This is a genomic window from Streptomyces sp. NPDC093260, assembly GCF_040683715.1.
In the GTDB taxonomy this organism is placed as follows: domain Bacteria; phylum Actinomycetota; class Actinomycetes; order Streptomycetales; family Streptomycetaceae; genus Streptomyces; species Streptomyces sennicomposti.
Genome location: NZ_JBFBEK010000004.1, coordinates 309,750 through 323,468, shown reverse-complemented (window position 1 = coordinate 323,468; position 13,719 = coordinate 309,750). Strand labels below are relative to the sequence as shown.

The following is a 13,719-nucleotide window of genomic DNA, read 5'->3' as shown; positions in this document are numbered from 1 at the left end:
CTTATGGGTGCAGTCTGTCTGTCACCCTGTCCGCATCGACCGAACCGAATCGACCCCGATTCGGGCGAATGCTCGGGAGCTGCGGATGGGAGCCATTCCGACGCAACGGGAGACCGTTCCGCGAGCCTCCGGCGTCCCCGCGCCCCCGTGCGCCGGGGCGCACACCGAGGCGCACACGACGCTGCCCGGCGGTCCCCTCGCACCGGGCTCCGCCCGCGCGCTGGCCCGCGCGACGCTCACCGACTGGCGCGGACGCGGTCTGACCGTCGCCGACCGGCTCGCCGACGACGTCCTGGTCGTCGTCAGCGAACTCGTCACCAACGCGGTCGTGCACGCGGGCACCGACGTGGAACTGATCCTGCGGCTGGAGCCGGACACAGGCGCGTGCGTGGTGGAGGTCGCCGACCAGCACCCCTCGCGCGCCCCCCGCGACCACCGCGCCCCCACGCCGTACGAGCCGCCGGAGTACGGGCGAGGGCTGCGGTTGGTCGCCGCCCTCGCCGAGGCCTGGGGCATCACCTACCGGCCCGGTGTCAAGACCGTGTGGGCCCGGCTGCCCGCCGAGGAGGCCGCCACCGGCGACGGGGACGGCGCCTACGACGCCGAGTACGGGCTCGGCGTCGCCGAGATCCTCGCTCCCGAACCGCAGCGCGCCGAACGCGACCGCGAGTGGCTGGGCCGCGGTGCCCTCACCTTCCTCGCCGAGGCCTCCGACCTGCTCGCCGGGCAGCTCGACGAGGATCTGGTCGCCGCCCTCACCGGCCAGCTGATCGTGCCCCGGCTCGCCGACTGGTGCGCGGTGTGGCTGGAGGACGAGTCCACCGCGCGCGGCGGCTGGAGCGACGGCGCCGGGGCCGCCGGGCCGCGGCTCGCCCGGGTCTGGCACAGCAGCGAGAACCGCGTCGACGAACTCCGCCAGGCCCTGGAGAAGGACCCGCCGCACCCCGTCGACGGACTGCACTCCGGCCCCGACCCCTATCCCTGGCCCGGCCACGCGCTCGGCCCGCGCGCCGCGGACGGCTCGGCGCTGGCGTACCGCCTGATCGCCGGCGGGCGCCCGCTCGGCACGCTCGTCATCGGCCGGGCCGGCCCGATCGGCTTCCCCGACGAGATCACCGGGCTGGTCGAGGACCTCAGCCGGCGGGTGGCGCTCGGCATCGGCGCGGCCCGGCAGTACGCCCGCCAGGCCACCATCAGCGCCGTCCTCCAGCGCGGGCTGCTGCCCGGCGCGGTCGCCGAGATCCCCGGCGTGCGCAGCGCCCTCGTCTACGAACCGTGCGACCAGGGCGGCCCCAGCGGCGACTTCTACGACATCTTCCCGGCCGGCGACGGCCGCTGGTGCTTCGCCGTGGGCGACGTCCAGGGCAAGGGGCCCGAGGCCGCCGTGGTCATCGGGCTCGCCCGGCCCTGGCTGCGGCTGCTGGCCCGCGAGGGGTACGGCGTCGCCGACGTGCTGGACCGCCTCAACCAGCTCCTGCTGGACGACGCCACCGAGGCCGCCGACGCCGCCGCCCGCGTCCTGGTCGCCGCCGGCGGGCGGGGCCCCGCGCCCGGCGACGGGCCGCAGACCCGCTTCCTGTCCCTGCTCTACGGCGAGCTGGCCCCCTACGAGGGCGGAGTGCGCTGCACCCTCGCCAGCGCCGGACATCCGCTGCCGCTGGTCCTCGGCCGCGACGGGGACGTGCGCGCCGTCGCCCGCCCGCAGACGCTGCTCGGCGTCATCGAGGACGAGACGTACACCTGCGACGCCTTCGACCTCGCGCCCGGCGACAGCCTGCTGTGCGTCACCGACGGGATCACCGAGCGGCGCTCGGGCTCCCGCCAGTTCGACGACGCCGACGGGCTCGCCACCGTCCTCGCGAGCTGCGCCGGCCTCGACGCGGAACTGATCGCCGAACGCATCCAGCGCCTCGTCCACGAGTTCGGCGAACGCCCCCCGGAGGACGACCTGGCCCTGCTGGTGCTCCAGGCGGAGTGAGAGCACCCACCGGCCGCGGTACGCCGGAGTGTGGTGCGGTGCTGGACAATGGAAGGCATGCCTTCCGCACTTCCCGACGGCGAGCCCGTCCCCGCCGACGGCGCGCTGCCCGCGTCCGCGCTGGCCGGGGCGGCCGACCGGCCCCTCGGGTTCTATCTGCACGTCCCGTACTGCGCCACCCGCTGCGGCTACTGCGACTTCAACACCTACACCGCCACCGAGCTGCGCGGCACCGGCGGCGTCCTCGCCTCCCGCGACAACTACGCCGACACCCTCGCCGACGAGGTCCGCCTCGCCCGCAAGGTCCTCGGCGACGACCCGCGCGAGGTCCGCACGGTCTTCGTCGGCGGCGGTACGCCCACCCTGCTCGCCGCCGGCGACCTGGTACGGATGCTGCACGCGATCCGCGACGAGTTCGGGCTCGCGCCCGACGCGGAGATCACCACCGAGGCGAACCCGGAGACCGTCGACCCCGCGTACCTCGCGGCGCTGCGCGAGGGCGGCTTCAACCGGATCTCCTTCGGCATGCAGAGCGCCCGGCCGCACGTCCTGAGGATCCTCGACCGCACGCACACCCCCGGGCGGCCCGAGGCGTGCGTCGCCGAGGCCCGCGCGGCCGGCTTCGACCACGTCAACCTCGACCTCATCTACGGCACCCCCGGCGAGTCCGACGACGACTGGCGGGCCTCGCTGGACGCGGCCCTCGGGGCCGGCCCCGACCATGTGTCGGCGTACGCGCTGATCGTGGAGGAGGGCACGCAGCTCGCCCGCCGGATCCGGCGCGGGGAGGTGCCCATGACCGACGACGACGTGCACGCCGACCGGTACCTGATCGCCGAGGAGGTGCTGTCGGGGGCCGGGTTCGAGTGGTACGAGGTGTCCAACTGGGCGACCTCGGCGGCGGGGCGGTGCCTGCACAACGAGCTGTACTGGCGGGGCGCCGACTGGTGGGGGGCCGGGCCGGGGGCGCACTCGCACGTGGGCGGGGTGCGGTGGTGGAACGTGAAGCATCCCGGGGCGTACGCGGGAGCGCTGGCGGAGGGGCGCTCGCCGGGTGCGGGGCGGGAGGTGCTGTCCGCCGAGGACCGGAGGGTGGAGCGGATTCTGCTGGAGCTGCGGCTGCGGGAAGGGGTGCCGCTGGCTCTGCTGCGGGAGGAAGGGCTTGCCGCTGCCCGGCGGGCGCTGGGGGAGGGGCTGCTCCAGGAGGAGCCGTACGGGGCCGGGCGGGCCGTGCTCACGCTGCGCGGGCGGCTGCTGGCGGACGCGGTGGTGCGGGACCTGGTGGACTGAGGGGCTCGTCCTCGCCCCGCCGCCCCTTCCCGTTCCCGTCCCCTGGAAGCTGCGCCCCCCGGACCCCCCGCATCGGCCTGAACGGTCTCGTCCCCGATCGCCGCGCGGGCTCGAGTCAGCCCTTCCGGCGACGGGGGAGCGGGGGCCCGGGGGGCAGCGCCCCCGGGGCGGGACGGGAAGGGGCGGCGGGGGCGGAGAACCACCGCCCGGTCATGGGGGACTCACGCCGTCACGAAATCGATCAGCTGCTCGACCCGGCCCAGCAGCTCCGGCTCCAGGTCCTTGTACGAGCGCACCCGGGACAGGATGTGCTGCCACGCCGCCCCCGTGTTGGGCGGCCAGCCCAGGGACCGGCAGACGCCCGTCTTCCAGTCCTGCCCGCGAGGGACCCGCGGCCACGCCGCGATCCCCACCGACGACGGTTTCACGGCCTCCCAGACGTCGATGTACGGGTGGCCGACCACCAGGGCGTGGTCACTGGTCACCGCCTCGGCGATCCGCCACTCCTTGGACCCCGGCACCAGATGGTCCACCAGGACCCCCAGCCGCGCGTCCGGCCCCGGCGCGAACTCCTCGACGATCGACGGGAGGTCGTCCACGCCCTCCAGGTACTCCACGACCACGCCCTCGATGCGCAGGTCGTCGCCCCAGACCTTCTCGACCAGCTCCGCGTCGTGCCGGCCCTCGACGTAGATCCGCCCGGCGCGGGCCACGCGCGCGCGTGCGCCGGGCACGGCGACCGAGCCGGACGCCGTGCGGGTGGGCCGTACCGGGCCGGAGGACGGCTTGACCAGCGTCACCGGGCGGCCCTCCAGCAGGAAGCCGCCGGGCTGCAGCGGGAAGACCCGGTGCTTGCCGAAGCGGTCCTCCAGGGTCACCGTGCCCGCCTCACAGCCGATCACCGCGCCGCAGAAGCCGGTCCCGGGCTCCTCCACGACCAACCCCGGTTCGGCCGCGATCTCCGGCACGGCCCTCGGCTTCTTCCACGGGGGAGTCAGATCGGCTGAGTAGGAACGAGGGCGTGGGCCCGAAGGGCCCTCGTCGGAAAGGCGGTGGCGGGAGACGGGTGGGCGCATTCGAGTGACGATAGGAGAAGTCCGCGGCCGATCAGGGCGACACGCCGAAACGCCGTGCCAGGGCGTCCCGTTGCGCCCGGACGAAGGCGGCGTCCACCACCGCCCCGTGCCCGGGCACGTACACGGCGTGCGGGCCGCCCAGCTCCAGCAGCCGGTCCAGCGCGGCCGGCCACCGGGACGGCACGGCGTCGGGGCCGGCCTGGGGCTCGCCGGACTCCTCGACCAGGTCGCCGCAGAACACCACCGGCCGCTCGCCGGGCACCAGCACGGCGAGGTCGTGCGCGGTGTGGCCGGGACCGGCGTTCGCGAGCAGCGCCTCGCGGCCGTCGCCGAGCGGCACGGCGAGCACGTCCGCGACCTCGCGGCCGGGCCGCACCAGGGCGGCGGCCGCCTCGTCGGCCTCCCGCGGGTCGAGACCGTGGCGCACCGCGTCCCCGCGCAGCTCCGCGCGCTCGCGCTCGTCGTCGTACACGGCGTGCGAGCCCGCCGCGGCGAACACCTCGGCGGCCGGGAAGGCCGCCGCCCCGAGGACGTGGTCGAAGTGCGGGTGCGTCAGCGCGAGAAGTGTCACATCCGTGCCCGCGAGGCGGGCCGCGTCGGCGCGCAGCCGGTCGCCCTCCGCCAGGCTGGAACCGGCGTCCACGAGCAGTGCGGTGCCCGCGCCGGCCACCAGCCCGACCGTGCAGTCCCACCCCGGCAGCCGGACGCGCCCGACCCCGTCGGCCAGCCGCTCCCACCCCAGCTCTTCCCAAGTCATCGTCATGGCCCGACGCTAGCCTTCCCGGGACCGGCCTTGCCCTCGGTGCACCTGGCAGCCGTACACTGGGCCGGGGAGAGCTGGCACTCGTATGCGCCGAGTGCCAGACGGGAGCCGAGGGACGACTCTGGAGGTGTGCGCGATGCTCAGTGAGCGAAGACTTCAGGTGCTGCGTGCCATCGTCCAGGACTACGTCGGCACCGAGGAGCCGGTCGGCTCCAAGGCCCTCACCGAGCGGCACAACCTCGGCGTCTCCCCGGCCACCGTCCGCAACGACATGGCGGCCCTGGAGGACGAGGGGTACATCGCCCAGCCGCACACCAGCGCCGGCCGCATCCCCACCGACAAGGGGTACCGCCTCTTCGTCGACAAGCTGGCCGGGGTCAAGCCGATGACCGCGCCCGAGCGGCGCGCCATCCAGAACTTCCTCGACGGCGCCGTGGACCTGGACGACGTCGTGGCCCGTACGGTGCGGCTGCTCGCGCAGCTCACCCGGCAGGTCGCGGTGGTGCAGTACCCGTCGCTGACGCGTTCGACGGTGCGGCACGTGGAACTGCTGTCGCTCGCGCCCGCGCGGGTGATGCTCGTGCTGATCACGGACACCGGGCGGGTCGAGCAGCGGATGATCGACTGCCCGGCCCCGTTCGGGGAGACCTCGCTCGCCGATCTGCGGGCGCGGCTCAACAGCCGGGTCGCCGGCCGCCGGTTCACGGACGTGCCGCAGCTGGTGGAGGACCTGGCCGACGGCTTCGACCCCGAGGACCGCGGTACGGTCTCGACGGTGCTGTCCACGCTCCTGGAGACCCTCGTGGAGGAGAACGAGGAGCGGCTGATGATCGGCGGCACCGCCAACCTCACCCGCTTCGGACACGACTTCCCCCTCACCATCCGGCCCGTGCTGGAGGCCCTGGAGGAACAGGTCGTCCTGCTGAAGCTGCTCGGTGAGACACAGGATCCGGGCATGACCGTGCGCATCGGTCACGAGAACGCCCATGAAGGACTCAACTCCACGTCCATCGTGTCGGTGGGCTACGGTTCGGGCGGCGAGGCTGTCGCCAAGCTCGGCGTGGTCGGACCGACCCGCATGGACTACCCGGGAACGATGGGAGCGGTACGCGCAGTGGCACGGTACGTCGGACAGATCCTGGCGGAGTCGTAGGTGGCCACGGACTACTACGCCGTTCTCGGCGTGCGCCGCGACGCGTCGCAGGATGAGATCAAGAAGGCGTTCCGGCGGCTCGCGCGCGAGCTGCACCCGGACGTCAATCCCGATCCGAAGACCCAGGAGCGGTTCAAGGAGATCAACGCCGCCTACGAGGTGCTGTCGGACCCGCAGAAGAAGCAGGTCTACGACCTCGGCGGCGACCCGCTCTCGCAGTCCGGCGGCGCCGGCGCGGGCGGCTTCGGCGCGGGCGCGTTCGGCAACTTCTCCGACATCATGGACGCGTTCTTCGGCACGGCGTCGCAGCGCGGTCCGCGCTCGCGGACCCGCCGGGGCCAGGACGCCATGATCCGGCTGGAGATCGAGCTGGACGAGGCGGCCTTCGGCACCACGAAGGACCTCCAGGTCGACACGGCCGTCGTCTGCAACACCTGCAACGGCGAGGGCGCGGCCCCGGGCACCACCGCGCAGACCTGCGACATGTGCCGCGGCCGCGGTGAGGTCTCGCAGGTCACCCGGTCCTTCCTGGGCCAGGTCATGACCTCCCGGCCCTGCCCGCAGTGCCAGGGTTTCGGCACGGTGGTGCCTACCCCGTGCCCCGAGTGCGCGGGCGACGGGCGGATCCGGGCCCGGCGCAGCCTCACGGTGAAGATCCCGGCCGGTGTGGACAACGGCACGCGGATCCAGCTCGCGGGCGAGGGCGAGGTCGGCCCCGGCGGCGGCCCGGCCGGCGATCTGTACGTCGAGATCCACGAGCTGCCGCACCCCACCTTCCAGCGGCGCGGGGACGACCTGCACTGCACGGTCACCATCCCGATGACCGCGGCGGCGCTCGGCACCAAGGTGCCGCTGGAGACCCTGGACGGCCTGGAGGAGGTCGACATCCGGCCGGGCACCCAGTCCGGTCAGTCGATCCCGCTGCACGGGCGGGGCGTCACGCATCTGCGCGGCGGCGGCCGCGGCGACCTCATCGTGCACGTCGAGGTGCAGACCCCGACCAAGCTGGACCCCGAGCAGGAGCGGCTGCTGCGCGAACTCGCCAAGCTCCGCGGCGAGGAACGGCCCCAGGGCCAGTTCCAGCCGGGGCAGCAGGGGTTGTTCTCGCGGTTGAAGGACGCGTTCAACGGCCGCTGAGGCGAGTGGTCCCGGCCGGGGGTCCGGGGGTTGGCCCCCGGGTGGGTGTGGTCAGCCGGGGCAGCAGGGGTTGTTCTCGCGGTTGAAGGACGCGTTCGACGGCCGCTGAGGCGAGTGGTCCCGGCCGGCTTTCGGCGGTTTCTCCCCGGCCCGGGCCGGGGCGTGCCCCGAGTCCCGGAACCCGCTGCCTCTGGCATATGCCGGAGGACGCCCGGATTCGGAGTCGTGCGGACGACGTGACACCATGCGCTCATGTCCTCCGCATTGTCCGCGCTGACCGATCTCTTCCCCCTTCCGATCGTGCAGGCCCCGATGGCGGGCGGCCCCTCCGGCCCGCGGCTCGCCGCGGCGGTGACCGAGGCCGGCGGACTCGGCTTCCTCGCCGCGGGCTACAAGACCGCGGACGGCATGTACCAGGAGATCAAGCAGGTGCGCGGGCTGACCGGCGGCCCCTTCGGTGTGAACGTGTTCATGCCGCAGCCGGACCACGCCGAGTCCGGCGCCGTCGATCTGTACGCCCAGCAGCTGGCCGTCGAGGCCGTCTGGTACCGGACCGAGCTGGGCGAGCCGGACCGCGGCCGCGACGACGGCTACGAGGTCAAGATCGCCGCGCTCGTGGACGACCCGGTGCCGGTGGTCTCCTTCCACTTCGGCGTCCCCACCCGCGAGGTGATCGACTCCCTGCACCGCGTCGGCACCTTCACCCTGGTCACCGCGACCACCGTCGAGGAGGCCCTGGCGGTGGAACGGGCGGGCGCGGACGCGGTGATCGCGCAGGGCATCGAGGCGGGCGGCCACCAGGGCACCCACCGCGACCAGCCGGAGAACGACTGCGCCGGTCTCGGCGTGCTCTCGCTGGTCGCCCAGGTCCGTACGGCGGTGGGCCTGCCGATCGTCGCCGCCGGCGGCATCATGCGCGGCAGCCAGATCGCGGCCGTCCTCGCCGCCGGGGCGAGCGCCGCCCAGCTGGGGACCGCGTTCCTCGCCACCCCCGAGTCCGGCGCGCACGCCCTGCACAAGCAGGCCCTGACCGACCCCCTGCACCCCCACACCGAGCTGACCCGCGCCTTCTCGGGCCGGCCGGCCCGCGGCCTGGTCAACCGCTTCATGCGCGAGCACGGCCCCTACGCGCCCGCCGCCTACCCCGAGGTCCACCACCTCACCGCCCCGCTGCGCAAGGCCGCCGCCGCGGCGGGCGACCCGCAGGGCATGGCGCTGTGGGCCGGACAGGGCCACCGGATGGCCCGCGACCTGCCCGCCGGAGAGCTGGTGGAGGTGCTCGCGGCGGAACTCGAAGCGGCGACGGAGGCCCTGCCGGGCCACCGGGCGGGAGGTGCGCGATGACGGCGCCGGTGTTCGTGGTCGACTCGCTGGAGCGGGCCGACCTCAAGGGCGGGGAGTTCGTCCTCGAAGGCCCCGAGGGCCGGCACGCGGTCTCCGTGAAGCGGCTGCGGCCCGGCGAGGACGTGGTGCTCACCGACGGGCGCGGCCGCTGGGCGGAAGGCGTGGTCAAGGCCGCCGAGGGCAAGGACCGCCTGGTGATCACGGACCTGGAGTCCGTCGTCGAGGAGCCGCCCGAGCAGCCCCGCATCACCGTCGTGCAGGCCCTGCCCAAGGGCGACCGGGGCGAACTCGCCGTGGAGACCATGACCGAGGTCGGCGTCGACGCGATCGTGCCCTGGCAGGCCGCCCGCTGCATCACCCAGTGGAAGGGCGACCGGGGGCTGAAGGCGCTCGGCAAGTGGCGGGCCACCGCGCGCGAGGCCGGCAAGCAGTCCCGCCGGGTCCGCTTCCCGGAGGTCGCGGAGGCGGCGACGACCAGGCAGGTCGCCGCGCTGCTGGCGAAGGCCGACTTCGCCGCCGTGCTGCACTCGGACTTCGAGTACGGCAGCGAGCCCCTGGCCACCGCCGAACTCCCCGCCGAGGGCGAGATCGTGCTGGTCGTCGGCCCCGAAGGAGGAGTGTCCTCCGAGGAGTTGGCGCAGTTCCGGGAGGCGGGCGCGCGGGCGTACGTCCTCGGGCGTAGCGTGCTGCGTACCTCGACCGCGGGGACGGCGGCCGCCGCGCTCCTGCTGGGGCGCACCGGCCGCTGGTCCTGACCCGGCGGTCGCACCCGACGTCTTCAGGGGGTTGACGTGGAACTCGCCCAAGTCCGGCTGCTCGTCAACGACTTCGCCGCCTGCTACCGCTTCTACGCCGATGTGCTCGGCCTCGAACCGCAGTCGGGCGCGGAGCGGGGTCCGTACGAGAAGTTCAGCCCGGCCACCGGTCCGGCGGGGATCGCCCTGCAGGACCGGGCGATGATGGCCCAGGTCCTGGGCGAACTGGGCGAGACGGTCACGGGGCACCGCTCGCTGGTGGTGCTGCGCGTGGACGATCTCGACGCCTACTGCGCCGACGTCACCGCCCGCGGCGCGACCCTGCTGCGCGGTCCCGCGCCCATGACGGACCGGATGCGCGTCGCCCACCTCAAGGACCCCGAGGGCAATGTGGTGGAACTCCAGGAGTGGCTGCTGCCGCGCACCTGAGCGCTGTGCGACTCACGTCCGTCCGGGGGCTGTTGGCGGTGGCTTTCTGAACCGGTGTTCAGCGTGAGGTGATCGGCCGGGCGAGCGGGATGCGGTGCAGGTGCGGCGGGAAGGATGCGCTGCGCCCCCTGTTCGCCGCCGCCGCCGCTGCGTAGGGTGATCAGGTGACTCAGTCCGCATCGTCTGCCTATCTCCGGTTTCCGCATCCGCACGGCGAGTTGGTCGCCTTCACCGCCGAGGACGACGTGTGGCTCGCCCCGCTGGACGGTGGCCGAGCCTGGCGGGTGAGCGCCGACAACGTGCCGGTGAACCACCCCCGTATCTCGCCCGACGGCGCCACCGTCGCCTGGACCTCCACCCGCGACGGCGCACCCGAGGCGCACATCGCCCCGGTGGAGGGCGGCCCCGCCAGACGTCTCACCCACTGGGGGAGCTGGCGCACCCAGGTGCGCGGCTGGACCCCCGACGGGCAGGTTCTCGCGATCAGCACCCAGGGCCAGGCCAGCCTGCGCCGCAGCTGGGCCCGGGCCGTCCCGCTGGACGGCGGCCCGGCCACCATCCTGCCGTACGGGCCGGTCGGCCATGTCGCCCACGGCCCGCACACCGTGCTGCTGTCGGCCACGATGGGCCGTGAGGCGGCCTGGTGGAAGCGGTACCGGGGCGGCACCGCGGGCAAGCTGTGGATCGACCGCGACGGCGACGGCGAGTTCGTCCGGCTGCACGAGGAGCTGGACGGCAACATCGAGTATCCGCTGTGGGTGGGGGACCGCATCGCGTTCCTCTCCGACCACGAGGGCACCGGCGCCCTGTACTCCTCCCTCGCCGACGGCTCCGACCTGCGCCGGCACACACCCCTCGGCGGCTTCTACGCCCGCCACGCCGCCGGCGACGGCACCCGCGTCGTCTACTCCAGCGCGGGCGAACTCTGGTTGCTGGACGACCTCGAGGGCGCTGAGCCGCGCCGCCTGGACATCCGCCTCGGCGGGCCGCGCGTGGACCTCCAGCCGCACCAGGTCAACGCCGCCCGCTGGTTCGGCTCCGCCGCCCCCGACCACACCGCCCGCGGCAGCGCGGTCGCCGTGCGCGGCGCCGTCCACTGGGTCACCCACCGCGCCGGCCCCGCCCGCGCCCTGGCCGCCGAACCGGGCGTACGGGCCCGGCTGCCGCGCACCTTCCGCGCCGACGGCGAGGAGTGGGTGGTGTGGGTGACCGACGCCGAGGGGGACGACGCCCTGGAGTTCGCGCCCGCCACCGGCGTCGCGCCCGGCGCCACCCCGCGCCGGCTCGCCGCCGGGCAGCTCGGCCGGGTGCTGGAGCTGGCCATGGCCCCCGACGGCAGCCGGGCCGCCGTCGCCTCGCACGACGGCCGGCTGCTGCTCGTGGAACGCGGGAGCGGTGAGGTCCGCGAGGTGGACCGCAGCGACAACGGCGACGTCTCCGGGCTCGTCTTCTCGCCCGACTCCGGCTGGCTCGCCTGGTCCCACCCCGGCCCGCGTCCGCTCAGCCAGCTGCGCCTGGCCAACACCACCGACCTGTCGGTCACGGAGGCCACCCCGCTGCGCTTCCAGGACTACGCCCCCGCCTTCACCCTCGACGGCAAGCACCTGGCGTTCCTCTCCCACCGCTCCTTCGACCCCGTCTACGACGAACACGTCTTCGACCTGGCGTTCGTGGAGAGCAGCCGCCCGTACCTGATCACGCTCGCCGCGACCACGCCCTCGCCGTTCGGGCCGCAGCGGCACGGCCGGGCCTTCGAGGTGTCCGACAAGGAGGAGACCCCGGACAGCGAGGGCGCCCCGGCGACCCGCATCGACCTGGACGGCCTCGCCGACCGCATCGTGCCCTTCCCGGTCGAGGCCGCCCGCTACTCCGACCTGCGCGCCGCCCGCGACGGCGTGCTGTGGCTGCGCCACCCGGTGACCGGAGTGCTCGGCGCCGCCCGCGCCACCCCCGACGACCCGGACCCCAAGACCGAGCTGGAGCGCTACGACCTCGCCCAGCAGCGTCTGGAACACCTCGCCGCCGACGCCGACCACTTCGAGGTCAGCGGCGACGGCAAGCGGGTCCTGCTGTGGACCGACGGCAAGCTGAAGGTGGTCCCCAGCGACCGGCGCGCCTCGAACGACGAGGACAGCGACTCGAACATCACCGTCGACCTCGGCCGCGTCCGGCAGACGGTCGACCCGGCCGCCGAGTGGCGGCAGATGTACGAGGAGACCGGCCGCATCATGCGGGACCACTTCTGGCGGCCCGACATGGGCGGCGTCGACTGGGACGGCGTCCTCGACCGCTACCGGCCCGTCCTCGCCCGCCTGGCCACCCACGACGACCTGGTCGACCTGCTGTGGGAGGTGCACGGCGAACTCGGCACCTCGCACGCCTACGTCACCCCCTACGGCGGCTTCGGCGCCGGCCCCCGGCAGGGCCTGCTCGGCGCGGACGTCTCGCGGCACGAGGACGGCAGCTGGCGCGTCGACCGCGTCCTGCCCTCCGAGACCTCCGACCCCGACGCGCGCAGTCCGCTGGCCGCGCCGGGCGTGGCGGTGCGCGCCGGGGACGCGATCCTCGCGGTCGGCGGCCGGCCCGTCGACCCGGTCGCCGGTCCCGCCCCGCTGCTGGTCGGCACGGCCGGCAAACCGGTCGAGCTGACCATCTCGCCGGCCGGCGGGGGAGAGGCGCGGCACGCGGTGGTGGTGCCCCTGGCGGACGAGGAGCCGCTGCGCTACCACGCGTGGGTCGCCGACCGCCGCGCCTACGTCCACGAGAGGTCCGGCGGCCGGCTCGGCTACCTGCACGTGCCGGACATGCAGGCTCCCGGCTGGGCGCAGATCCACCGCGACCTCAGGGTGGAGGTGGCCCGCGAGGGCCTGGTCGTGGACGTCCGGGAGAACCGCGGCGGCCACACGTCCCAGCTGGTGGTGGAGAAGCTGGCCCGGCGGATCGTCGGCTGGGACCTGCCGCGCGGCATGCGCCCGCACAGCTATCCGGAGGACGCCCCCCGGGGCCCGGTGGTGGCGGTCGCCAACGAGTTCTCCGGCTCCGACGGTGACATCGTCAACGCGGCGATCAAGGCGCTGGGCATCGGACCGGTCGTCGGCACCCGCACCTGGGGCGGCGTCATCGGCATCGACAGCCGCTACCGCCTGGTCGACGGCACCCTGATCACGCAGCCGAAGTACGCGTTCTGGCTGGAGGGCCAGGGCTGGGGCGTGGAGAACCACGGTGTGGACCCGGACGTCGAGGTCCTCCAGCGCCCCCAGGACCACGCGGCGGGCCGCGACCCGCAACTGGACGAGGCGATCCGCCTCGCCCTGGAGTCCCTGGAGACGACCCCGGCGAAGACCCCACCGGAGCTGCCGCCGCCGCGGTCGTGACGGCGGGGCGGCGGGCCGGGTACGGGCGGCTCCGGAGCCACCGCCCCTGCGGCCGTGGCGGCGCCCGGAGGCCGCTGCCGACCGCCGCGACCCGCGTGGGCGCGGTCCTGGCCGGGACGGTCGGGGTTCGGACGCCCGGTGGCGTCCGGAGCGAGGCCGCGCGGCGGGTGGGTGCGGCGCCTTCCGCCCCGGCCGCGCCCCTGGCTCCGGCCGCGGAGGGCCGCACCCGGCACCGGCCGCGCCGGCGCCCCTGCCCCTGCCCCGACGGCATCGGGCCGGTGGCGGAACCGAGGACGGGTGGACCGCCGCCGGCCGTACCGGGGTCGTGGCCGGAGTCCGGGCGCGGCCGTAGCCGGCGGTGCCGTGCCCACGTCGGGCGGCGGGAGAGCGTGCGGGTGCTTCGGAACCCCGCCTCGGTAC

At 74.8% G+C, this 13,719-nt stretch carries 10 protein-coding genes; 8 read left to right on the top strand and 2 right to left on the bottom strand.

Annotated features, from left to right (window positions below):
• The first annotated feature begins 85 nt into the window (after window positions 1-85).
• Together AB0N63_RS07540 and hemW are read left to right on the top strand one after the other, a co-directional pair.
• Window positions 86-1,978: a SpoIIE family protein phosphatase gene (locus AB0N63_RS07540; protein WP_365525429.1), complete on the top strand. Its 1,893-nt coding sequence runs from the start codon at window positions 86-88 to the stop codon at window positions 1,976-1,978.
• A gap of 57 nt (window positions 1,979-2,035) precedes the next feature.
• Window positions 2,036-3,268 carry a radical SAM family heme chaperone HemW gene (gene hemW, locus AB0N63_RS07535; protein WP_365525427.1) on the top strand — a complete coding sequence of 411 codons (1,233 nt, stop codon included), beginning with the start codon at window positions 2,036-2,038 and terminating at the stop codon, window positions 3,266-3,268.
• 221 nt (window positions 3,269-3,489) lie between these two features.
• On the opposite strand, the gene AB0N63_RS07530 is transcribed toward hemW, so the two are convergent.
• Window positions 3,490-4,344 carry a DUF3097 domain-containing protein gene (locus tag AB0N63_RS07530; RefSeq protein ID WP_365525426.1) on the bottom strand — a complete coding sequence of 285 codons (855 nt, stop codon included), beginning with the start codon at window positions 4,342-4,344 and terminating at the stop codon, window positions 3,490-3,492.
• Between the two features lie 31 nt (window positions 4,345-4,375).
• Window positions 4,376-5,107: an MBL fold metallo-hydrolase gene (locus AB0N63_RS07525; RefSeq protein ID WP_365525423.1), complete on the bottom strand. Its 732-nt coding sequence runs from the start codon at window positions 5,105-5,107 to the stop codon at window positions 4,376-4,378.
• Between the two features lie 136 nt (window positions 5,108-5,243).
• Here AB0N63_RS07525 and hrcA point away from each other — a divergent pair, with 136 nt between their 5' ends.
• From hrcA to AB0N63_RS07495, 6 genes are all read left to right on the top strand, one after another.
• Entirely contained in the window at window positions 5,244-6,260 is a 1,017-nt protein-coding gene (hrcA, locus tag AB0N63_RS07520; RefSeq protein WP_009188544.1) for a heat-inducible transcriptional repressor HrcA, read from the top strand.
• Entirely contained in the window at window positions 6,261-7,397 is a 1,137-nt protein-coding gene (gene dnaJ, locus AB0N63_RS07515; RefSeq protein WP_365525422.1) for a molecular chaperone DnaJ, read from the top strand.
• A 252-nt stretch (window positions 7,398-7,649) separates the two neighbouring features.
• Window positions 7,650-8,741, top strand: coding sequence for a nitronate monooxygenase (locus tag AB0N63_RS07510; protein ID WP_365525419.1), 1,092 nt, complete (start codon window positions 7,650-7,652; stop codon window positions 8,739-8,741).
• On the top strand, window positions 8,738-9,496 hold the full coding sequence (locus tag AB0N63_RS07505) for a 16S rRNA (uracil(1498)-N(3))-methyltransferase (protein ID WP_365525416.1): 759 nt from the start codon (window positions 8,738-8,740) through the stop codon (window positions 9,494-9,496). The genes AB0N63_RS07510 and AB0N63_RS07505 overlap by 4 nt, the downstream gene beginning before the upstream one ends.
• A 36-nt stretch (window positions 9,497-9,532) precedes the next feature.
• The gene (locus AB0N63_RS07500) at window positions 9,533-9,925 is read left to right on the top strand and encodes a VOC family protein (RefSeq protein ID WP_365525413.1); all 393 of its coding nucleotides are present in this window, start codon (window positions 9,533-9,535) and stop codon (window positions 9,923-9,925) included.
• 164 nt (window positions 9,926-10,089) lie between these two features.
• Window positions 10,090-13,299, top strand: coding sequence for a S41 family peptidase (locus AB0N63_RS07495; RefSeq protein WP_365525410.1), 3,210 nt, complete (start codon window positions 10,090-10,092; stop codon window positions 13,297-13,299).
• Window positions 13,300-13,719 lie beyond the last annotated feature (420 nt).